This is a genomic window from Vibrio sp. 10N.247.310.23, from assembly GCF_041467155.1.
In the GTDB taxonomy this organism is placed as follows: domain Bacteria; phylum Pseudomonadota; class Gammaproteobacteria; order Enterobacterales; family Vibrionaceae; genus Vibrio; species Vibrio crassostreae_C.
On sequence record NZ_JBFSTZ010000044.1, the window covers coordinates 1 to 22,199 of the forward strand.

19 protein-coding genes and 7 pseudogenes are annotated in these 22,199 nt (G+C 42.2%); 16 read left to right on the forward strand and 10 right to left on the reverse strand.

Annotated elements, in window-relative coordinates; all coding sequences use genetic code 11:
- Positions 1-163: 163 nt before the first annotated feature.
- Together AB6D93_RS22425 and AB6D93_RS22430 are read left to right on the forward strand one after the other, a co-directional pair.
- Complete coding sequence (locus tag AB6D93_RS22425) at positions 164-640, forward strand: hypothetical protein (protein WP_102332443.1); 477 nt, start codon at positions 164-166, stop codon at positions 638-640.
- Between the two features lie 15 nt (positions 641-655).
- Positions 656-952 carry a hypothetical protein gene (locus AB6D93_RS22430; protein WP_102332442.1) on the forward strand — a complete coding sequence of 99 codons (297 nt, stop codon included), beginning with the start codon at positions 656-658 and terminating at the stop codon, positions 950-952.
- A gap of 96 nt (positions 953-1,048) precedes the next feature.
- Here AB6D93_RS22430 and AB6D93_RS22435 read toward each other — a convergent pair.
- Positions 1,049-2,003, reverse strand: a pseudogene (locus AB6D93_RS22435) (IS91 family transposase); the annotation flags it as partial.
- A 317-nt stretch (positions 2,004-2,320) separates the two neighbouring features.
- Between AB6D93_RS22435 and AB6D93_RS22440 the strand changes: the two are divergent.
- From AB6D93_RS22440 to AB6D93_RS22455, 4 genes are all read left to right on the forward strand, one after another.
- Positions 2,321-5,194, forward strand: a complete 2,874-nt coding sequence (locus AB6D93_RS22440; RefSeq protein ID WP_102332441.1) for an HD domain-containing phosphohydrolase — start codon at positions 2,321-2,323, stop codon at positions 5,192-5,194.
- 551 nt (positions 5,195-5,745) lie between these two features.
- Positions 5,746-6,006 (forward strand): helix-turn-helix transcriptional regulator, encoded by a 261-nt coding sequence (locus AB6D93_RS22445; protein ID WP_235612466.1) that lies wholly within the window; start codon positions 5,746-5,748, stop codon positions 6,004-6,006.
- Positions 6,007-6,546: 540 nt separating this feature from the next.
- The gene (locus AB6D93_RS22450; protein ID WP_102332439.1) at positions 6,547-6,888 is read left to right on the forward strand and encodes a Tn3 family transposase; all 342 of its coding nucleotides are present in this window, start codon (positions 6,547-6,549) and stop codon (positions 6,886-6,888) included.
- A 117-nt stretch (positions 6,889-7,005) separates the two neighbouring features.
- Positions 7,006-7,854, forward strand: a complete 849-nt coding sequence (locus AB6D93_RS22455; protein ID WP_102332438.1) for a delta-class carbonic anhydrase — start codon at positions 7,006-7,008, stop codon at positions 7,852-7,854.
- Between the two features lie 105 nt (positions 7,855-7,959).
- Here the strand turns inward: AB6D93_RS22455 and AB6D93_RS22460 are convergent, their stop codons facing one another.
- Both AB6D93_RS22460 and AB6D93_RS22465 read right to left on the reverse strand, forming a co-directional pair.
- A complete protein-coding gene (locus AB6D93_RS22460; RefSeq protein ID WP_235618379.1) occupies positions 7,960-8,142 on the reverse strand; it encodes a transposase in 183 nt (60 codons plus the stop codon).
- A gap of 76 nt (positions 8,143-8,218) precedes the next feature.
- A complete protein-coding gene (locus AB6D93_RS22465; protein ID WP_102332437.1) occupies positions 8,219-9,022 on the reverse strand; it encodes a hypothetical protein in 804 nt (267 codons plus the stop codon).
- Between the two features lie 544 nt (positions 9,023-9,566).
- On the opposite strand from AB6D93_RS22465, the gene AB6D93_RS22470 reads away from it, so the two are divergent.
- Complete coding sequence (locus AB6D93_RS22470; protein WP_102332436.1) at positions 9,567-9,752, forward strand: hypothetical protein; 186 nt, start codon at positions 9,567-9,569, stop codon at positions 9,750-9,752.
- Between the two features lie 21 nt (positions 9,753-9,773).
- A pseudogene (locus AB6D93_RS22475) lies at positions 9,774-10,040 on the forward strand (DDE-type integrase/transposase/recombinase).
- Between the two features lie 209 nt (positions 10,041-10,249).
- Here AB6D93_RS22475 and AB6D93_RS22480 read toward each other — a convergent pair.
- The 3 genes and pseudogenes from AB6D93_RS22480 to AB6D93_RS22490 form a co-directional block, all read right to left on the reverse strand.
- Positions 10,250-10,552, reverse strand: coding sequence for a putative quinol monooxygenase (locus AB6D93_RS22480; protein WP_102332435.1), 303 nt, complete (start codon positions 10,550-10,552; stop codon positions 10,250-10,252).
- A gap of 21 nt (positions 10,553-10,573) precedes the next feature.
- Positions 10,574-10,959, reverse strand: a pseudogene (locus AB6D93_RS22485) (VOC family protein).
- A 125-nt stretch (positions 10,960-11,084) separates the two neighbouring features.
- Positions 11,085-11,345, reverse strand: a complete 261-nt coding sequence (locus tag AB6D93_RS22490; protein WP_162299045.1) for a ribbon-helix-helix domain-containing protein — start codon at positions 11,343-11,345, stop codon at positions 11,085-11,087.
- Positions 11,346-11,615: 270 nt separating this feature from the next.
- Between AB6D93_RS22490 and AB6D93_RS22495 the strand changes: the two are divergent.
- A pseudogene (locus AB6D93_RS22495) lies at positions 11,616-12,633 on the forward strand (IS91 family transposase); the annotation flags it as partial.
- Between the two features lie 177 nt (positions 12,634-12,810).
- On the opposite strand, the gene AB6D93_RS22500 reads toward AB6D93_RS22495, so the two are convergent.
- Complete coding sequence (locus AB6D93_RS22500; protein WP_102332433.1) at positions 12,811-13,716, reverse strand: LysR family transcriptional regulator; 906 nt, start codon at positions 13,714-13,716, stop codon at positions 12,811-12,813.
- A gap of 182 nt (positions 13,717-13,898) precedes the next feature.
- Between AB6D93_RS22500 and AB6D93_RS22505 the strand changes: the two genes are divergently transcribed.
- The 5 genes and pseudogenes from AB6D93_RS22505 to AB6D93_RS22525 form a co-directional block, all read left to right on the forward strand.
- Positions 13,899-15,686 carry a sodium:solute symporter family transporter gene (locus AB6D93_RS22505; RefSeq protein WP_102332432.1) on the forward strand — a complete coding sequence of 596 codons (1,788 nt, stop codon included), beginning with the start codon at positions 13,899-13,901 and terminating at the stop codon, positions 15,684-15,686.
- Positions 15,687-15,725: 39 nt separating this feature from the next.
- Positions 15,726-16,274, forward strand: a complete 549-nt coding sequence (locus AB6D93_RS22510; protein ID WP_102332431.1) for an acyltransferase — start codon at positions 15,726-15,728, stop codon at positions 16,272-16,274.
- Positions 16,275-16,281: 7 nt separating this feature from the next.
- Positions 16,282-18,471 carry a heparinase II/III family protein gene (locus tag AB6D93_RS22515; RefSeq protein ID WP_102332430.1) on the forward strand — a complete coding sequence of 730 codons (2,190 nt, stop codon included), beginning with the start codon at positions 16,282-16,284 and terminating at the stop codon, positions 18,469-18,471.
- A 64-nt stretch (positions 18,472-18,535) separates the two neighbouring features.
- On the forward strand, positions 18,536-19,525 hold the full coding sequence (locus AB6D93_RS22520; RefSeq protein ID WP_164496843.1) for a polysaccharide lyase family 7 protein: 990 nt from the start codon (positions 18,536-18,538) through the stop codon (positions 19,523-19,525).
- 452 nt (positions 19,526-19,977) lie between these two features.
- A pseudogene (locus AB6D93_RS22525) lies at positions 19,978-20,213 on the forward strand (transposase); the annotation flags it as partial.
- A 222-nt stretch (positions 20,214-20,435) separates the two neighbouring features.
- On the opposite strand, the pseudogene AB6D93_RS22530 reads toward AB6D93_RS22525, so the two are convergent.
- From AB6D93_RS22530 to AB6D93_RS22540, 3 genes and pseudogenes are all read right to left on the reverse strand, one after another.
- A pseudogene (locus AB6D93_RS22530) lies at positions 20,436-20,621 on the reverse strand (IS110 family transposase); the annotation flags it as partial.
- Positions 20,593-20,661: pseudogene (locus AB6D93_RS22535) on the reverse strand (hypothetical protein); the annotation flags it as partial. The pseudogenes AB6D93_RS22535 and AB6D93_RS22530, both read right to left, overlap by 29 nt.
- A gap of 13 nt (positions 20,662-20,674) precedes the next feature.
- Positions 20,675-20,767, reverse strand: a complete 93-nt coding sequence (locus AB6D93_RS22540) for a helix-turn-helix domain-containing protein (RefSeq protein ID WP_372042843.1) — start codon at positions 20,765-20,767, stop codon at positions 20,675-20,677.
- A 321-nt stretch (positions 20,768-21,088) separates the two neighbouring features.
- Between AB6D93_RS22540 and AB6D93_RS22545 the strand changes: the two genes are divergently transcribed.
- Positions 21,089-21,295, forward strand: coding sequence for a hypothetical protein (locus AB6D93_RS22545; protein WP_235612468.1), 207 nt, complete (start codon positions 21,089-21,091; stop codon positions 21,293-21,295).
- 436 nt (positions 21,296-21,731) lie between these two features.
- Positions 21,732-22,031 carry a hypothetical protein gene (locus AB6D93_RS22550; RefSeq protein ID WP_102332429.1) on the forward strand — a complete coding sequence of 100 codons (300 nt, stop codon included), beginning with the start codon at positions 21,732-21,734 and terminating at the stop codon, positions 22,029-22,031.
- Positions 22,032-22,199 lie beyond the last annotated feature (168 nt).

Here is a 22,199-nt window from a genome sequence, read left to right on the forward strand (position 1 = left end):
CATCATTTGATGGCGCTCGCAGGCTGTTAACCCTCCTCAAATCAGAACCTTATCTACAAGGGTAAATGAACGCTACGCGCCCCTGCAGAGAAGAACCATGTTTGAGGAATGGACAGCCAAGCGGCTCCATAAAAGTGATACTCAAACAAAAAGGAAACTCCCTATGGCACAACGAAATTCAACCCCAACTCTCTCTACATTAAATTCAGCGACCAACGTTTCGTCGTTGGCACGCGAAAGCTCACCAAAAAATGATATCTCTTTGTGCGAAGGGCAAACCGGTTTCATTCAACTCATTGATTGCAATTCTAAGCAGGTTCTAGCACAGCGGGAGGGATTAAATGATGAAGCGTCTTTTGAGTACCTAAAAACGAACGTCTGGAACATGAGTAAAGATGTGGTTATGCAGTTTGTGGTGCAAACCGATCATGTTCATCCGAATAAGTTTTTCGGTGCGGTACTTAAACATTCACTGGTTAGGGTCTACCACAATCAACTTACTAACAATGAGCCTGTGGGTGTGAATCCATTTTGGGAAGGAACTGCAGATTCGGTGGATGAAAACGAGACCATTATCAATAGTGAACAATGGGATGCTTTTGATTCAGACGGTCATTGGATCGGTACTTCGGAATGTTAAGTGGAGGAATTTTACATGACACAGTTATTTGGTAACACCACAAACACGCCGCTCCGTCAGCAACTTAAAATGATGCGTCAGTCAGAAGGTGCGGTGAATACACCTACCTTATCATCTCGACGCTTAGCAATGACGCAGCGTTTGAATCATTTGAAAATGTTCAGTCGTGGTCAAAGCCCTGAACAATTAGGTGATGTGGACGACTTGAAAGGGTTGAACGTTCGTGAAGCTATTAAGGTTCAAGGTAAGGAATCTGAATCATTCCTTACCTTGAACTATTGTGGCTTAACTCATGTCAAAATAAATGTGTGACTGACCTAACTCCTACACTACAATTTAAAGTCGAGTGTTAATTGAACACTTTCACACTGTTTTCGCTATTTCAGATACACTCATCCTACGAAAAACCTAAATTGACCTGATTTGGGATTGAATCAGAGCATGATGGACCAGCTCTGACAGCCCCTCTCCAGCCCTAAAGCGAAGAAACGTTAAACGGTGCCCACAAAGAATGCACTCAAACGGGTCAACCTTCACATACCCTTTCAGCATGGCGGCGTAACCGGGCATTTCTGGTGAGTCTTTAGGGGCGATACCTAAGGCATCGTAGACCTTAGGGTGCATCTCACCACGACGTCGGTTCGATAGAAAACCAAAGTATCGAATCATTTTGAAGTGCTTATCTGGTATATGCTCAATCATGCGCTCTATCAGTGCTTCTGGACTCAAAATGAGGGATTCAGTCCGACCATTCCTATGATTAAGATAATCAAACGTCACTAAGCCTCCCTGGAAATCATGTCGTAACCTAGACGCTGATATGGGCGGCCGCTTTAGGTATCGACCGAGGTAAGTCATGGTGGGGGTCACATTGGCCGTTTTCTTTGCAAAATGCAGCTTTCATCGACGGGCAATATTGGCTGGTTAAAAATCGTGACCAATCTTGCTCATTGCGAATGAAAGGGCAGCCCTCTCCACTCAAATCTAACTCTGAGTAATGGGAGCCGAGAAGTTGAGTGATGGCGGCACGCCAACACTTTTCAGTGGTCTTCGCTTTAAAGAAAATGGGCTTCCATAGGCCTGTCCTCTTACATAAGCCTCCACGTGTGGCAGACAAATGGATGTGCACATTCCAATTCAGCTTTCTACCGTAGGTGTGAAGTGCACAGAACACCCCGATATCAATATCCAGTTGCTTTGCCCATCCTAAGAAGATTTTGGCTGCGCAACTAAAGAGATGATTGAGAAGAAATCGATTATCTCGAAAGATGGGCCACAGTGTATGTGGAAGCGTCAACGTAACGTGTTGATACTCACACTCAGGAAAGACATGTTGTTGCTTTCGTCTCCACCGCTCTGTCGACACCGTCGCCGGTTCTGCCTGGTTCATTTTGCCTTTCACTTCCCGGCAATCCGTTGATATACGTTTCGTCTATTCGCCAAGATAAAGCTATTGGCTTCTTCTTTTTGTGGGCTCGATGTTCTAACAATGGCACATACTTTATCACTCAACGCTTACTGGTGGCGAAGTAATCCCGCACTTACTGGGGGTAGACAAAGAAGTGGCTTTGATGTGATGGACGCACCTCCCTTATCTAGGCCAATATAATCAATTTATTAAACCCAAAAGGTAAATTACAACTACAGTTAATGAAACGAATAAGTCAGCGAAGTGGAACAATGAACGTCAAACGTGCGACATTATCGATTCACGTATATCTAACGACAGTGATAATATTGGTTGTAGTTTTAACATCAGGGATACAAATCTGGCTAACGAACAAGGGGTTATCAGAGCTTATTTTAGAGGCGAATGCTAAGTTGTTCAACCGCATTGCGATAGAGACTCAGCTCCAACTTAACAAGCACTACGGTACCGCATTTACCGCTATTGGCGCTTTCACAAAAAGTTACGCCGTAAATTCACCAGATATAGAAGTGCGAGAAAAATTGATTCCTCAGCTCGCTCAGCTATTAAACGAATTCCCCCATGTCACGTCGTACTCTTTTTATTATCCTTCAGGTGACCTCCTTTCTATAGCTAGAGTCAATGACAAAGCTATGGCTGAGCGGGGGGATTTAAACACGACCGTAAAATTTATTATCGCCCATAACCATAAAGGAATACTGAAAATTCGAGGGGTTGATAAGGACCTTCAGCTCATATCAGAAATCGAGCCAGGGAAGGCGATTCTGTACAAATCACATCGCTGGTTTAGTGATGCGCAAGAAGCGACCGCCTTAATTTCCACACCATCAATCCACCCGACATCAGAAATGTTGGGTGTATTTATTTATCGTAAAAACGATCAAGGTGTTGTTATTTCTGCGGAAGTGTTGCTAGAAGACCTACAACAAACCCTTACCGATACCTTGACCAACGCTTCATCTCTTCGCGTTCTTTATAATGATGAAGGACAAATTTTTGCAGTCAGTGACAGCGCAAATAAAACTGTCCCTAAAGTTCAGATGACACGTAGACTTGACTTGTTACCTAATAAAGCAATCAATTATGCAATTAAGCGAAAGAAAAGAGATGGGCAGCTCGGTATGTTCTACTTTGAAGGTGAGAAATGGTTTGGGCACATAGCCACGTTTGGCCATTCTTATGGTCAACAATTTCACTTACTTATGGCAGCTAAAGCTGATGATTTGTTTGATAATGGTGTATTAATTAAAAAACAAACAATCTACACCTCTTTATTGATACTGTTGCTTATATTACCGGGAATTTACGTTATTTCTATGTATATATCGCAACCCATTAAGCGAGCGACCCGCAAAGCGAAAGATATTGAAAGCTTCAAATTCGATAAAGAACACGTTATTCAGCACTGCTATATACGAGAAATAGCCGAACTCAATCAAGCGCAAAGTGCAACTCAGTCAACCATCAGCCAATTTATTTCTTTGACGAACAATATCGCTAACAAAGAAAATCTCGATGAAATACTGAGTTTGGTATGTCACGACACCGCACAAGCAGTGGAGGCGAGTGGTATATTTTTGTATCTGCACGATATCGATAATGAGGTGCTAGTCCCCAAGTATGTTTGGTATCAAGGTATGGAAGCGCATCAAGCTGAGGCGTGTCCACTGCCTGTCAGTGAAGCAAAGAAGATAATGGAAGAATTGTTTGCTGCTAATAAAGTGATGACATTCGAAGCAGAGGAGATAGAGCGACTTAATCTCCCTTGGGATCGTGTTCGTCGTGGTAAAGTAGTGTGTATGCCACTGATGGATCGTTCAGGCAGTGTAATTGGTTCGTTTGGATTGTTGTTTGAAGGAGACAATGCGCTAGAACGCTATCACTCTTACGAGGATTACTTAACCACGTTACTGGGTTTTACATCGGTTACTATCGAAACCCACGAACTGATAGAGGCACAAAAGTCGCTCCTTGATTCATTTATTCAAGTATTTGCCGGTTCATTAGATAGAAAGTCACCTTACACCGGAAATCATTGTCAACGTGTTCCGATCATTACTGAGTGGCTAACCAAAGCAGCACAAAATTCACAACATCAGGCATTTGAAAACTTTAGCTTAACCCCAAAACAATGGGAAGAGCTAAAGATGGCGAGTTGGCTTCATGATTGTGGCAAGATCACTACACCTGAACATATCGTTGATAAAGCAACAAAATTAGAAACCATCTATAACCGAATTCACGAAGTGCGGATGCGATTTGAAGTCGTTAAACGTGAAAAAGAAATTGAGTTACTCAAAATACATTTCGGTGAGCTGCCTGATGACGTGCTAAAGTCATTAAATGAGCATAATAACCAAGTTGATAATGACTTTGAATTTGTTGCGGAACTTAACTTAGGGGGGGAGTTTGTTGATGATGCTCATATCAGTCGTTTGCATGACATCGCGCAGAGAACTTGGACAAGGACACTAAGTAAAACGGCAGGGACATCGTGGATTGAGCAACATCGAAGCCAAGAGCACCAACCTATACCTGCGACAGAGTGTGTACTAGCCGACTTACCTGAACACCTTGTTCCTTGGAATTTCCCAAGAGAAAATGAAGAGTGCTTCACTCTAAAGGCACCTGATTACCAAGCTAACCTAGGCGAAATCTATAATTTATCGACTCGTAGAGGAACGTTGACAGATGAAGACCGATTTATTATCAATGACCACATCATTCAATCAATCAACATTCTTAAGTCATTACCTTTCCCTAAACATATGCGCGATGTGGTTAAAATAGCCGGCGGTCACCATGAAAAAATAGATGGAACCGGGTATCCCATGGGATTGAAAGGGGATGAAATGCCGCTAACGGCCAAAATTATCGCTATAGCTGATGTGTTTGAAGCTTTGACAAGCACAGACCGTCCATACAAGAAAGCGAAGACACTATCTGAATCAATAAAAATTATGAGTTTTATGGTTAAAGAGAGACACCTTGATCCAGACTTGTTCGAGCTGTTCTTGTCATCAGGTGTTTATCAACAATTTGCTACAGAGTTTATGGAACCAGAACAACGGGACCAAGTTGACTGTACACACTATTTTAAAGACAAGATATTAAATAACTTGTAGGTATAACGGCCATAGATATAGGGCGCCATGTTGATTTACTTTACGAACTTGTAGTTATGTAAGTGCGTCATAAACCCCGCATTCTCTTCGCCGAGTACGAATATTAAGAGTCTCCAACCCCAAGGATAATTGAAAAGGCGAAATTGCTAAATAACTATGTCTATAATGCTCAAAGCTTTGTTAAACTTAATGAGAAAATCGTAAAGTTCTTTTATGGCAAAGATTTTGTCACTGGCCTCTTCCGTCAAGATGTCGCTGATTTACTTGGCTACAGTAAAGACCATTTTGGTAGGCTTATTGTGAGAGTGAACCTTGGTACATGGGCGAATCTATTGTTATGTATGGGAGTGCCTATTAACCAACTGTTTGACTTTAATCGGCCTAAGTAATATCCAATGTTGAGTTCGTGTGTTTTGTCCGTCAAAAAAGTTGCAGCGCTGCAACGTTGTGACTACTCACCACCCGTTGGGCGATGCTTCTTATTTCGCTAATCAGTGCTCGATAGGGGGAGTGACCGGAGCGCTGTGATAGCCGCCAACTTTTGAAAAGACGTGTATTTACTAGACTATTCAAGTTTAGGTGATTACTTAACTTGTGCTGCTCAAGTGAACATGCCGCACGTAATGGGCACATGTTCATTTTTGATATCGATTAACAAAGCGACTCCGCCAACCTATGCAGCGCCCATGGGTACTAAAGAGTCTAATGTTTCTAGGCTCGAAAAGGGAACAGGAAACCCTACTATTAAAACACTAATGAAATACGCTAAGGCGTGTGGTTGCCAATTAGACTTTGGCTTCACACACGCTTAGACGTTATATCAAAATCTCTAACCTAAGAGGCCGTTGCGATAGCAACGGCCTCTTTCGTATAGTTAGCTTGGAATTTGTCTAACAACTTTCGTAAAAATATAATACGAAACCTATTGGGACGGTAAAAAATATTGACTAAAATAACGTCAATGGTAAAGCATTTTGACCAGTGAATTTAAGGGGGATCAATGAGCGTTGTACCAGATTACAAGCTATCAGAGCTAAGAATCGTAATGTTCGAATCTTGTCCCAGGGTAAAAAATGAATTTCGATTACACAACAGAAGCCGATGAATCTTGCTTACCTGCAGCGAGAGATCACCGGTCGATCGCCCATGACCAGTTTACTTGATGTTCTCAAGGAAGCTGACTTGAGAATTGGATCTAGCGATCATTTTAAAACCGTAGACGAACAAGAAAACCTTGACCGTAAAAGCTAACAGTAACGTATATTATTCTGCCTCTACGGAATGAGCACGAATATAGGATTAAAACGACTAAGTGGAAGCCAGCATGGTATTAGCTTATAAAGAAATACTGAATGTGCTTCGTCGTTTTATTCACAATAACTGCATTACGTAACGCCATTGGGCAAGTCGCAAACGCAAATTTTATTTCCCGAAATCCTTCTATGTGGGGAGAAGGCACAACATCCAGCGCCTCGGATGCTAAGAAGCTTGGTGTTATTATTCATTGGCATGTAGAGAAGAAATCAACCTGTATCTACTTTCTGCTTAAACGCAGCTCCTCTTCAGAAGTCACCTTTATGATTGAAGGCGTATTACATCACGGCACCGAGATGGATTTTGACCGACAGTATGTCGATAGTCATGGTTTTCTATATAAGTCCGACACCGAAACCGCTGTTTTTAATTCTGTATAATTAATTGGAACCGACCACGCATTATCACAAAATCTCACACTTATCATATGTACACAGGAACGTAACACCTATACGTTCATTTACTTTTACAACTATCAAAAAGGTTTAAATTTGCATATGAATAAAGTGTTACTTTTGTCTTCTGTACTTGTGATTACACCGCAAGCCGTTCAGGCCTCAAGCAACCATGATGTTGCTGATAGTGTTATCGCACAGCAACGTACAGCGCTTGCCGAAAACACTCAAGGAAAAGGGTTTGGCCCTCAATCTCCACGTGATATAGACAACCTAGCAGGAAATAATACCCGTTACTTTGGGAAAGCGCCTGAATACTCACAAATGAACCTATGTAATGTTCACTTTCATAGAAATGCAGAGCATAAGGGCGGTGAATTTAACGTTTACGCAGGTAATGGTGACGGCAAAGGCAACAATACTGGCTATGTTTATAACGGTAAGTTAAGTGACGCTGAGCTTAAGCCGTTTAAAGATACTGTCAGCGCTAAAGGCCATAGTCAACTAGAATCAGGTGATACTATTGAGCTTCACTACGTTCATTCAACGGCCCAAGTTAAGCCAGGACCAACTCTCGGGGCATGTTTAAGTGAGTCAACTTCTAATCCGCAATTGCGTGTAGAAACGCAAGTATTTGTACTTGTTAATGATAAAAGTGCACTTAACTTCGTTGATTTGACCCAATTCGAGGTGAAAAATGGAGTCTATCAAGCAATAAACATCCCGAAAAATACCGGTAAACCGATTCGATATGCTGGTTCAACAACTGGCCCTAGCTACAATAAACAGGCATCTCCACTGCAAGTGACTTGGAGTGTACGACCAAAAGTGGCGAAGGTAGACATTGCCTCTGTAGCACAGTGGTTAGCAAGCAATGAGTTCGATGAAGACCATGCTCACGGTGTTCGCAACCTTGTTATGAACCCAGACTTGTTATCTTCGGGTCACTAAGCCACGACTGTTTCTGGTTTGTAGGTGAGTAAGGCAGTCGATATATGTATGCCATAGCATCAAGGTAGAGCATCGAGCGAAGAGCCTTAAACTCCGCCAAATTTATTAATGGCCCTTCATCATCAATTCACCGAATGAACTGTATTGTAAAGGTGTTAGCCTGATAAACGCTGATGCTTGTCGACTGTTAGTAAATTGTGTCCCATCACCCAAATTAGCATAAAGTATGAATGGGGTAACCTCACCAACACCTTCAAAATATATCAAAGTTTGTAGTTTGTTGTGCATTGCAGGTGAAAATCAAGTTCATCGAGTAAGATCAAAGAGGGGGGGGGCCCTCTTAATTAACCTTAGTAGTTCAGTATTATTCTTTCGTGATTTCGATGCCTAAATTGAAATTATCTACTTCGGAACCTTGCCATTCAGCAACTCCAATTTTGGTTACTCCTGAATATGCACCGGAAGGTAGCACATCATTAAGGGATTCTTCAAAGAATGCATTGAAGCTAGAGATCGTAGCACTTTGACAACTTACAGTTGTATTCATCTCTCGCCAAGTGCATTGATTGCTCCTTCTCATCGTAATTATTACTGGATGTTCACTCCCTGTTTGATTATTAATAGCATTGACCGTGACATATGTATTAACACCAATACCAGCACCTCCCCAAACTAGATCTTGAGGTCCATCAGCATATTTTTCTGGTCTATCTATATCAGATTCATTTTTCATGTCTTTAATAATGAAACCACGGTTTTTCCCATCTGTATTGTGAGTATAACTACTACTTTCAGTTACAGTGCCCAATGGTTGGACTTGGCATATTAGGTCGTTGCTTTCACTATCTTGAGTGACTAAGATTTCTTGACTACCTTCGAATAAAATATCACCACAAGTAAACCCTGTAACATGGTCATCACCCATTAACATTTCATGAGTGCTACCTTCATTGACATTGACAGATGGATCATCTAACCAACTTGAACGCTTGTCATAAACTCGTTCGTTACTAGCTGTAATCCAACCATTGATAGAATCGGCAGTCAAACCGTCTGTATTCATAACAAAAGGCATAATCGGAGCATCTGTATTATTTTTAATTACAATTGTAAAAGCAGATGTATTAAATGCACTTGTTATTAAAATTGTAGCAATAGGTAATTTCATAATTTTCTCTATATGTCAGTGGTTTAAACTAATTTAGTACATTATGTTTTATATATGTGTGACCTATATCTTAATTATTTAAATAACAATTAACCCACATTTAAATTTATGAAAATCACACATAAATGTTAATTTGTATATATATAAGCCTGTAAATTAAAAGTATATATATATTCACCTTATTGAGTTGTAGGAATATTCTCTAATTGCAGTTTTGGTGATGAGTGTCATATACAGCTAATTATTAGAAAGTTGCCAAGTGATCCGAAAAATATACCTAAAGGAAATTGGCATTAATGTTAAATTACAGACGTGGGCTTTTTCATGCGTCACACAAAATACTCATTAAAGGGTCGGCCGGGAATTTGAAGTGGCATAGTGAATTTGGCCACCTGATTAAGAGGTGGAGTATGATCATCTCGATACTAAAACAGATGACAATATGACTAAGCGTGAAAGACGCATTTTTAACCCAGAATTCAAGCTTGAATGCGATCAACTAGTGCTTGACTAGGGACGTACCTACAAAGAAACCTGCGAAGCGATGGGTATTGGAAGAACAACGTTAGAAAGCTGGATAAGGCAACTCAAAGTTGAAAGAGTAGATAAGGCTCCCAATGCATCGCCACGGGCTCCAGAGCAAAGAGAAATCCGTGACCTTAAAAAGAAAATCAAGCGTATTGAAGAAGAAAAGGACATTCTAAATCGTCAGTTCGTGGTAACGGAATAGAATCAAGTATGGTGCGGTGATGTGATCTACATCCGGACTGAGCAAAGGTGGTCTTATCTAGCGGTTGTCATTGACTTATTCGCACGAAAAGCCATCGGTTGGAATGTCTAACTCACCAGATAGTGCCTTGACGGCAAGGCGCAAAGCATGGCTTATGAGAACCTTGGAAGACTATCTGGCGTGATGTACCACTCGGACCAAGGTTGCTACTATACGAGTAAGAAATATCGTCAGTTGCTATGGAAATATCGAATTACTCAAAGTATGGGTAGGAAAGGAAATTGCTGAGATATCCCTATGGAGCGAGTGTTCAGAAGCTTGATAACGGGATAGGTGCCAACGAATGGTGATAGAAGTTTTATAGAGGCGAGCCAAGCCAATAACAGATTATCTGGTTGGTTATTACAATCAACATCGACGACTTCATACATGGTATTGACTAAAGGGATAATACTGTTCGTTGTACACCAAAAGTAACTCTGACTAAATTGTGAGAATCAACTTAAACTTTGTGGCTCCACTTTGTGATAGAAAGTGATATCTGGTTCTTGTTCAAGCAGTCCATTAAGGCCTCTAAGTAGGTTAAGGAAGTGCGTTTCTTTGCAATGTGCGTCAAAAGCTGTTTGATCAGCAAACTGTTCTTGAAATAAGAACTTTCTATCATCAGATTCATCCTGAAATAAATAATAACTAATGCAGCCAGGTTCATTTAAAGTTGGTATTAGCATTGCGCTGAGTAGTTCATGCAACTTCTTTTCCTGTCCGGATTTTGCGTAAAAGTGTGCAGTTAAGTAAATCATTGTATTTCCTTAGGTTATTGGTTATTGATATCGACCTTCACGTTGAATAAATTCAATCTTGTATCCATCGGGGTCTGTAATAAAGAAGAAGGTTACCAGCGGTTTCTGCTCGTAGTTTTATGATTTGATATCTGAAGTTCCAATACCGCAGTTCGCCAGACGTTTATGTGTTTTCTCTATACACTCGACACTGACTGCTAGGTGTCCATAGGTATTACCATGAGCATATGGAGTAGTTTGATTATGGTTGTGTGTCAACTCAAGTTCAAAGCCTGTTTCGCTGTTGGCAAGGTAAATTAGGGTAAAGTCATTGAGCTGATATTGAACAGTGACTTCAAGTTCTAGCGCATTACGGTAGAGGTTTTTAGGTCGTGCACTCTTATCATACTGTGAATCAGCTTAGTCATTATTTTTCCTCAATTGAAGTCAGGATAGTAATGAGTGAATGAACCAGGCTGGTAGTACGTGAGTACGACAAAACTTTTTATGAAAGGCTATTATTTGATTTAAATGCAATCATATACGTTAATCGTTATCGTTTGCTGGAGTAAATTAAACAAGCACAGCGAAGCAGGGAGGCAAAATTACCTACCTCACCATTATGCTCTAGAGCCTCTGTGTAGACTGTTGATATGAAGCGTGGCACGGTAAGATTCTGAGAGTGAGCAATCTCTTCTAGGACCAGCCAAAAGCTCGATTCGAGTTTTACGCTGGTTGCATGTCCATCTATACGAATCGAGCGGGTAACAAACTGGTAACTTTCTGTTGGCTGATGAGCAAATATTTCACACATAAGGAGCATGTTGGTTGTTGAATAACTATATTATTCTGTCTGAAAATGATTTGTTAATCAATTAATTGGTAAATTACTTACATTTTCCGGGCACGAATTGGCCAGGTACGCATCTACAACGCGGTAGAACCGGCGACGGTGTCGCCTGAGCGGCCTACGGCCGAAAACAAAGAGACTCAACCGACTAGGGTGCTTTGCATGAATCGTTTATCCTATAGACCATGTTTCCGAATAAGCCCATCAAACAATGCTTCAATGCCAACGATACTTGGCTCTAAAGAGTATCGATGCCGCCATGCTAACTGCACCCATCACAAATACATTCACCAGACGTGTAAATCTCGCTTTTGCAGCAGTTGTGGCATTAAAGCGACAGAGCGGTGGATACGAAAGCAACAACATGTCTTTCCTGAGTGTGAGTATCAACACGTTACGTTGACGCTTCCACATACATTGTGGCCCATCTTATCGATTTCTTCTCAATCATCTCTTTAGTTGCGCAGCCAAAATCTTCTTAGAATGGGCAAAGCAACTGGATATCGATATCGGGGTGTTCTGTGCACTTCACACCTACGGCAGAAAGCTGAATTGGAATGTGCACATCCATTTGTCTGTCACGCGTGGGGGCTTATGTAAGAGGACATGCCTATGGAAGCCCATTTTCTTTAAAGCGAAGACCACTGAAAAGTGTTGGCGTGCCGCCATCACTCAACTTCTCGGCTCCCATTACTCAGAGTTAGATTTGAGTGGAGAGGGCTGCCCTTTCATTCGCAATGAGCAAGATTGGTCACGATTTTTAACCAGCCAATATTGCCGTCGATGGAAGCTGCATTTTGCAAAGAAAACGGCCAATGTGACCCTCACCATGACTTACATGGGCCGATACCGCGGCCGCCCATATCAGCGTCTAGGTTACGACATGATTTCCAGGGAGGCTTAGTGACGTTTGATTATCTTAACCATAGGAATGGTCGGACGGAGTCCCTCATTTTGAGTCCAGAAGCACTGATAGAGCGCATGATTGAGCATATTCCAGATAAGCACTTCAGAATGATTCGATACTTTGGTTTTCTATCGAACCGACGTCGTGGTGAGATGCTCCCTAAGGTCTACGATGCCTTAGGTATCGCCCCTAAAGACTCACCAGAAATGCCCGGTTACGCCGCCATGCTGAAAGGGTATGTGAAGGTTGACCTGTTTGAGAGCATTCTTTGTCTTTAGGGCTGGAGAGGGGCTGTCAGAGCTGGTCCATCATGCTCTGATTCAATCCCAAATCAGGTCAATTTAGGTTTTTCATAGGATGAGTGTATCTGAAATAGCGAAAACAGAATGAAAGTGTTCAACAAACACCCGTGTTTAGATTGTAGAGCAGAAGTTAGGTCAGTCAGGGACTTATTCTGAGGTAGGTTATGCTGCGATCGTTGAACCGGCGACACCGTCGCCGGTTCTAAACCTGCAATGAACTTTAAAGCATTGTTTGAATTTTGGTACTCTCAGTAATGGTGTGCGAAATAAATTCATCGACGATACGGTTTTTGTTGTGTTTACGGAAATAGGCCGTTAAAGGTAATTGAATGTCGATTTGGTTGATTGGCCTGCATACGCAACTGTCATCTGCGATAAATTTAATGCACCGAGGGGCGATGGAGATACCTAACCCTGAAGAGATGGTCGTAACTAAGTGACGCATATTCATTGGGTTTCCAACGACATTGGGCGCAACCCCGTTTTCCTTGCAACACCGAATGATTCTCTCATAAACACCTAACCATTCATTGCGATGAAATAGATGAAGACTTTCATTTTGGAGATCTTCAATGTCGATGCATTTTTTAGCCGCGAGAGAATGATTTCGGGGTAGGAGTACAGTCAAGCTGTCTTCGTAGACAAGATAAGAAGAAAAATAACTTTCGTCTAAGTGATGGCTTTCACGACTGAAAACGATATCAACTTTATTGTCGACCATGGCCTCAATTTGCTCGGCAGGTGTCATTTCATACAGACGCAATTGGGCATTGGTGTACCTAGCGCGAAATCGGTTAATCAATTCCGGAAGGAAGAAAGAGCACGCTGTAGCAAGATATCCGACTTTAATTTCTTGATGTTCATCAGAATCTATCTGCTTGATTACGGACTTTACTCGTTGATCATTCTCGATGATGTGTAGGGCTTCTGGCAGTAATCGTTCCCCTGATGGGGTCAGATCAACCTGGTGGGTCGTACGATCAAACAGCTTTGTTTGCAGTTCATTTTCTAGATCAGAAATATGACGAGACACGGTCGGCTGTACCGTGTGAAGTTCTCTAGCGGCTGCTGTGAAGTTCTTTAAACGCGCAACTGTGACAAAAGTGGTGAGTGTTTTCAGATCCATCGAGTGCCTATTTTTTTTGTATTATTGTTATACATTAATGCTATTTCCAACTTTGTTTAAGTCCGTTTAGTTTAGTTTTGTTTATGGTGTAAGTCTCCGTTGTTTCTAAAACATGTCGATTAGAGCGTGTCGAACTGCATGAGATGTGCGTACTATCTCCCTACAAAACAGGAAACAAAAAAATGGACATTGATGTAATCATAGTTTTAGGGTACTTCGCCTTCCTTATCGGGTTGGGTTGGGTGTTTCGTTCAGCCGCAGCGAACACGAGCGAGTACTTTCGTGGTGGTGGTAAGATGCTTTGGTGGATGGTTGGTTCTAGTGCCTTCATGATGGCGCTGAGTGCCATGACATTCACAGGTCTGATGGGTAAAGCACTGACCAGTGGTATGTCAGTTGCGATTGTTTTTTTCGCTAACGCCCTTGGATATTTTGTCAACTACCTTTTCTTTGCGGCGAAAGCCCGCCAAATGCGTGTGATCAGCCCGATCCAAGGTATACGTTTACGTCTTGGGCGTGTCAATGAACAAGTCTTTACATGGGCTAACGTTCCCCTAAGTGTGCTGCAAGCTGCGATTTGGCTGAATGGTTTAGCCGTTTTCACTAGTGCCGTAATTGGCGTCCCTTTAGAACAGACCATCGTAGGGGCGGGACTGGTTGTTCTATTTATTTCTTTAGTTGGTGGCAGCTGGGCGGTTATCGCTTCTGACTTTATGCAGATGATAATCATCACCGTCATGACCTTTATTGCTGCGATGGTTGCTATCTGGAAATCAGGTGGTATTGGCAATTTACTTGAAGTGGGCTTACCGACACAACAACTCATCGGCGATGGCTACAGTTATTCATACCTATTTGTTGGTTGGTTTATCTGTATTTTTGTTAAGCAGTTTTTCAGTACCAACAACATGGTAGACTCTTATCGATTTATTGCATCAAAAGACACTAAGAATGCTCGTAAAGCAGCGCTGTTAGCATGTGGTTTGATGATCATTGGCCCTTTGATGTGGTTCCTACCTGCTTGGTTTGTCGCGGGAAATTATCCAGATACCAGCACTTGGGGACTTGAAGGTTTAGGCAGCAAAGTCGCAGACGCAACTTACTACATGTTCGTTAAGAACGAGATGCCAGTTGGCATGGTTGGGTTGATGCTGGCAGCCATGTTCGCCGCGACAATGTCATCAATGGATTCAGCACTAAACCGTAATGCAGGGATCATTTTAAAAAGCGTGTACGAACCTTATTTTTGTAAAGAGGTAACAGAAGCCAAATTAATGAATGCGAGCCGAGTGCTTACCGCTGCATTCGGAATTATCATTATCATTTCTGCCCTGTTCCTCACTTCTTTGAAGCAGTTTGGTCTTTTTGACCTGATGATGCTCGTTGGCACTTTGGTCGGATTCCCAGTCCTTATTCCATCTATTATGTGTTTCTTCATCAGAAAAACACCAGATTGGGCCGGATGGGGCACTATCTTAGTCGGTATGGTGGTGTCATCCATCATTGCGTTCTTCATCACACCAGAGATGATGCAAGGCATTCTTGGGCTCGACCAACCGTTATCTGCTCGTGAGTTTGCGGAAATGAAATCAGTGACGCTTGGCGTGGTTGGCCATATGTCAATTACTTTGCCCTTCTTTGTTCTCTCCCAGTTCTTCTATAAAGGGCATGCTCCTGAGCGAGAAGTTGAAGTTAATCGTTTCTTTAGCAATGTTGATACTGAAGTTGTGGTGGAAGAGAATGCTACGAGCATCGCAATGGACAACAAACAGCGCGATATGCTTGGGAAAATGCTGCTGATTGCGGCGGTGTTCCTCTCTATGTTGGTTTTTATTCCGAATCCAATGTGGGGGCGCATGTTGTTCATTATTGTTGCTCTGACCATCGGTGGTATTGGTGGTCTACTTCTACTTGCTTCAAAAAGAGCCAGCCGCTCAATAAATCCTATCTCTATAACAAATAATGTTTAATCAAAATGGGCTGAATTCATTCAGCCCAAGGAACTCACTATGTCAGTACAAGAAAAATTTGGTGGCGAACTCACCGATGAAGAGTTTCGTAAATTCACCTTATATATCAATCAAAGCAACAATAAACCGGACGATGAAACACGAGCTCAAATTCTTGGTTTCACGAATGAAAATGTGCGTATTGCGCCGGGCGCTATCGTTCGCATTGGGGACAATCAATTAGGTCCACGTAGCTATGTTGGTTTGTACAGCTACATCAACGGTGATGTCGTCATTGGTGAAGATGTCGCGATTGGTCCTCACGTTTCTATTGTTGCGGGTAACCATGTGTTTGACCCAATGACGAATTGTTTTAGTGGGCGCAGTTGTTGGGAGGAGGGGAGCGTGGTCATTCAAAGAGGCGTCTGGCTTACCTCTGGTGTCGTTATTACACCGGGAACGACGGTCGGTGAGTGCGCGCTTGTCTGTGCCAATTCCGTGGTCACATCAGATGTTCTCCCTTACGCGATAGTCGCTGGCACGCCAGCTAAACAAATTGGTCGGATTGACCCTGAGTCAGGCCAATATCACTGGTTTAATAAGGAGTAATTAATCCATGTTACCCCTAACAAGAAAGCATGACTTTCAGTTATTTACTTCACCAACAAAGAATACTGTGGTGGTAAATCCGCCCAGTTTTAACTGGCCTCATGAGCGTTATGAAGCGTTGTATTGTCTTGAGTTAGAGGCTGTAGACCATAAAAAATCATGGCATTGGGAGTGTATTCAGTCTCCGATGCAGCTGGACTTTTCCCTTGAACAGGGCAACTACCGTTGGCGAGTAAGGTGTGAGCAGAGTGGGGAATTATCTCTTTGGCACGAGTTCTCTATTGATGCGGAGACAGAGGAATATTTAGCCCCATCGGCGAAAGAGCTGTTTGCTTTATGTGAAGAGCATGATCAGTTCTTACTGTATTTCGACATTGATATCCCAACTATACAAAAATCGGTTTCAGAGTTTCGAGCGAAATTTGCTGCAAGTGTTGAAGACATTGATATTGAAGCGATCCAATACCCTAATCACTATCGCAGAGGGCAGGAAGAAGGGAAGCGTACAGCCATTGCAAATGTGCGTAACTGGATTGACCGTGATTTGATTGCCTTAACGTTACTCTATCGAGTTTGGGGTGACGATATTGCTGGTCATCAAGCTTGTCAGGTGTTATTGCGCCTTGCTGAGTGGAGCCCAGAGGGACCCGCTTCTTTGCTTCGCCCATGTACTTGGGGAGATGAGGTCGGTTTGTCTTTAGCAAGGAACTTATATCTCGCTTACCACTGGCTGTCGCCTTTATTGACAGGGGAAGAACGTGATTTTGTTCGTCCATTATTGGTTCGCTTAGCGTTTCAAATGGAAGAAAGGCTAGAACAAGACCAGTTTAAGCAGTTTCCCGGGCATTCTCATACATCAAGGCTTCCAGCTTACTTAGGTATTGCCGCCCTTACTTTGCATAAAGAGTTTGATATCACCACGTGTGAGCGTTGGTTGGACTACGCATTGACGATTTATCGAGGTGTTTTGCCATTTTATGGAGGCGAAGATGGAAGTTGGGTAGAAGGGCCTTTTTATTCGTCGTCTTATACCAAGTGGCATCATCCGTTCTTTTTGGCTGTGGAGCGTTTGAGTGGATTCTCTTTCTATAATCATCCGTTTTACAAAAACTATGTCAAATTTGCAATGGACTTTGTGGCGACTCAAGAACGTATTCACCCGTTTGGTGACGGCTTTTGGTGTCAACGAGAAGGCAAAGAGTGGCCCGGGTTCTTCGCTCAAAATCCACTACGTATTTACGCACAGCGCTACGGTGATCAGGCCGCCCGTCGTTTGGATAAAGTGCTAGAAGATGAAGTCCAGTCTTACAAATTGCATCTATTAGATGTTGTGCCAACCATGCCGCAGTTGAGCCATAGTGAGGTGACGGATGGCGTCGACGAGTATTCAAATGACTTAGCGCATATTTATTACTCATACGCTGGCCTGGGCAAGCTGTCGAAAAACAAGATGGCTCTGTATTACCGCGCGAGTCAGTTTGGCAACAGCTCACACCGTCATGGCGACCAAGGTAACTTTGCTTTCGTTGATCAGGGCCAAAATATCTTAACCCCAAGTGGCAGTTATGGTTATCGATTTGGTAGCCAACATCACAGCTTGTGGACTCGAACCACTCAAGCGCACAACTTGCCTTTGATTGCTGGAATGGGGCAAAAGCTGGATTGTCCTTCAGGTGTTGCTCAATTGATCAAACAGAAAAACGACGCGGATTTCAACTACGTTGTTCTTGATTTAACCGAGACTTACGTGGGCTGCAAACATTATTGGCGAACGCTTGTCCAAGTAGCAGATAAAGGTGTTGTGATTTTTGACGACATCGAGCTAACTGAAGCGAGAGAGCTCCAATGGCGTTTGCACACTCCGAGTGACGTCGAGCTTGGATCTGATAAGACTCGACTTCTACAAGGCAATCTTGAGTATTTCCTTCAGCTTACTGGAGAAGATATAGGGAGCCCAAGGTTCGTTCCAGAAATCAATGATTCTAGTGACTTTTATGGTGACGTTGAATCGGATGCCCAGAAGCAAATCAACCATCTAGAGTGGCAGCTACCAGCACGTTCGAACCACCGTGTACTGATGAATTGTGCAAAGGAGGTGAACTTGAGCTGTCATCTAAATGAAGAGGGGGCAGTTATCGAGTGGGACGGTGTGCTTCTTCATCTCGGAGTCAAAGAGCGTCGTCTTCAACCACAGTGATACACTAAACCCGTTGCAATGCTATCGCGGTGGATTTTCAACATAACAATAAAGAGAAACAACAATGAATATTACTTCTAAAACCCTACTGGCTTTGACCATTTCGGCTATCTCTTCTCATGCGATGGCGCAACTTGATCCAAGCAAAGCACCGTCTGAAAATTTTGATTTGTCCAAATGGAAAATAGTTATTCCGATGGAAGACACAAAACCTGAGCGTAAAGGTAAAGTGATGGAAATCTCCAAAGCTGAGTTGAATGAAGACTACCAACATGCACCGTGGTTTTATACCGACAAAGAAAGCGGCGCAATGGTGTTTGCGGCTCCGAATAAAGCGATGACAACACCGAATTCGAGTAATGCTCGCTCTGAGCTTCATGCTTTAATCTCAGATAATACATCGATTGGCCCTTATGAACCTGCGAACAATTTTGTCCTTGCATCACATCCTGATGCTGATAAGTTTGGTGCCATTGGTGGAAAAATGAATGCGACTCTTGCTGTCGACCATGTAAGCCAAAGTGGTGACCATCGTCATAATGACTCTTTCTCTGTTGTTATTGGACAGATTCATGCAGGGACGAATGAACCCCTTAAAATTTTCTACCGTAAGTTGCCTGATCAAAACTATGGTTCGGTATATTGGAATTATGAAAATAACGCATTAGGCGATGATTACCACCGTCGTTTGGATATTTCTCACAATGTTTTTGGCAAGGCTAAAATTCGATTTGGTGAGCCAGAACCCACAGATGGTATCAAACTCGGGGAGAAGTTCTCCTACGAGATTCAAGTTGATGGTAATGTTATGTATCTCGAGTTCACGAAAAACTTGGAGAGCAAAATACCTATCACTCGTTCTTTTGCGATTGATTTAGCGAAGGGGCACTACCTTGGTAATAAGTACGATGCTGGATATAAAAATGAATGGTTCTTCTTTAAAGCTGGTGCATACAATCAATGTAGTACGGGTGTAGTGCGTTGTAAAAATGAAGGTATTGAGGCTGGAGATTATACTCAGGTTAGTTTCTACCAACTCGATATCAAACACTAAGATTTTCATTTGACAACGAAGTTAGCATGGCATTAAAGGTGTTTAACAGTTTCTTGGAATTACTTAATATCCTGAAGCTACCTAGTTGATATTTGTCCGATGCCAATTAATGCAAAACCCTGAACTTAAGCGTGTAGTATTGGCCTTGCTCTTTTCTACTTTGTGAGTATCAGAATTAGCTTTATCTATAAGTAGTCCAAATAGAATGGTTAATAATATAAGTAAACGGTAAGTGTATTGTAAGCGTCTGCGAAACGACTCATTGACTTTATAATATCAACACAGATACCGCCAACTAAGGCGGTATCTGTGTAGTGGTCAAGTAAAATTGGCCACGGTTTTATAAGTTTGCCAGTAGAGCCGTTCCGACTCATTTGGTGTAAGACCGCCTGATCCGCACCATCAGTTTTGGACACTGCGTTAAGTGAGTACAATCACTAACGAGGTGGACAATGACAACCAAGACAACACGAATCAAACATGCTCCCGAATTTAAAATCGAAGCACTTAAGTTGGCTGAGAAAGTCGGTGTCGCTGCTGCTGCACGACAACTATCGTTATATGAATCTCAAATCTATGGGTGGCAGTCAAGCCGTTAAAAAAGACATGAAAATGCCAAACTCAAACGATTACTGGCTGAGCAAGCTGAAGAGCTAGATATCGTAAAAAAGGCCGCCATCTACTTCGTATATGGAATCCACGGGTTTTACAAGATAAGAATGTGCAATGGATAAGATGTGGTCGTATATTCGGTTTCTCATTGAAGGATCTACCTTCTAACCTTTGATGCATGCGCACCTACTGCCCTTGCCGCGAAAAAAGCTTTTTATAGCATTGCGAAGTAGTCAAGGTCTCAGTAAGCTAGTCTAACCATTGAACATCATTATTTGTAATCTGTTAATTCATATTGCTAGCAAAATAATGTCTTTGACTGATATTTTGTTTCATAGCGAAGCATTGCCCAAGCTGTTCTGACAGCTTTGTTTGCTAATGCGATACAAGCTCTTTTGAAACCGACCCTATTGACTAACTTGATAAGCCACGCCTGTTTCTGGTTTGTAGGTGAGTCAGACAGCCGATATATGTATGCCATAGCACTGCGTTACACCATGCTTGCGGTACATGTGAGACTTTAAATGTAGAGCTTTGTTATACGCAAAACGAACAGCACCAAACTTGAGTTATTAAAAACTCAGCTTGTTCTTGTGTTGGGTAAATGCGTACTTTAGTTGCTCTTAACATTTTCAGTGCTCAAGTGTATAGTGCCCGTATTGTATGGCTGAGTAGTGTTGAATCGCTCAAGAAAGGTGAGTTGGTGAAGCCACTGGAGTTTTTGACGGTGGTGATAACTCGCTGACAGAACCACAGAAATCTCATTTCGCCAAGTGGATGCATGTTGGGTTTTAATGCCACATTGTCATCATGCAGCATAGCTGCATGATGATTTCCCCGTGTCGTGAATGGTCTCTCTTGGGGAATATATCAATAACTTATCAACGCTCAATAAATCGTCGTTTCTCTTTGAGTACAATATTCTTAATTGTAATGGATTAGGAAAAATGTGTGTTAAAAGTGGATGAATGGGTGTGTGAAAAAGGCGACGAAGAAGATTATATCGTCGAACGTTTTGAAATTCGGGTTAAAGGTAAAAAACCGCTCGTTTTGAATGAACCCACTTTCTCTCAAATCGTGTTTGTGACGCAGCAATATGTGAATTTGTCTTTGCCTTTAACAAAACAAATCGTCAAAGAGTGTTTTAGGCTCTGTTGAACCATTAACTCTTAAAGACCATTGTGCATTAGTTAATTATCTGGAAGCCTCAATAGCTTCTCAATGAATTGAAACCTTCGGTCGGTTCATTCCCGCGATAACTTATGCCACTCATATCGAGCCAGCTCGATGTGGCATTAAGTTCCTGCGAACAATCACCCAACGCGTGGCGTGATACGCTTGTCTAACACCTTTACCTTTGGTGAAACGCTTCGTTACCTTCGTTCAAATTCATCACCAAGCCTTACTGTTAATGCCTCGCTCTGTTTTCTTCTTGTTCACACTTTTCAAGCTAGGTCAAAAATAAGGACCTTACAACTCACCACTCGCACGCTCGCTAGGCAAGTGGTAATAACCTGATTTTCAACCTTGAGCTTACGTGTAAACATGATGAAAAAAACACCGCTTTAAGGTATTATCTAATAAGGAAACGATAATGAAGAATCATATGAACCAAGATAACAATAACGATATCACTCAAAAAGACTTGCTCAAACTGTTGTTTGACCAAGCTCAACATAACGCCACGCGTGAAGAACTCATGGCGTTAGAAAACCGTACTAATCAACGCTTTGATAAAGTCGATGAACGTATTGAAAAGTTAGAAGAGAAGGTCGATGAGCGCTTTGAAAAGTTAGAAGCTAAATTCGACAAAAAGTTTGACCGTATGAACTGGTTGCTTGTCACTACTCTTGTCGGTGTTATTGCTAGCCTTGCTATCCAAGTTATTAAATAAGTTATTATCCCTGCCTTTTTTCAAGGTGGGGATTTTTTTTGCTAAATCCTCATTTTGAACCTTTGAACCTTTGAACCTTTGAACCTTTGAACCTTTGAACCTTTGAACCTTTAGGCGTTCTCCCTTCGGTCGGCTCATTCCGTCGTTTCACTCCTCCCGCGATAACTT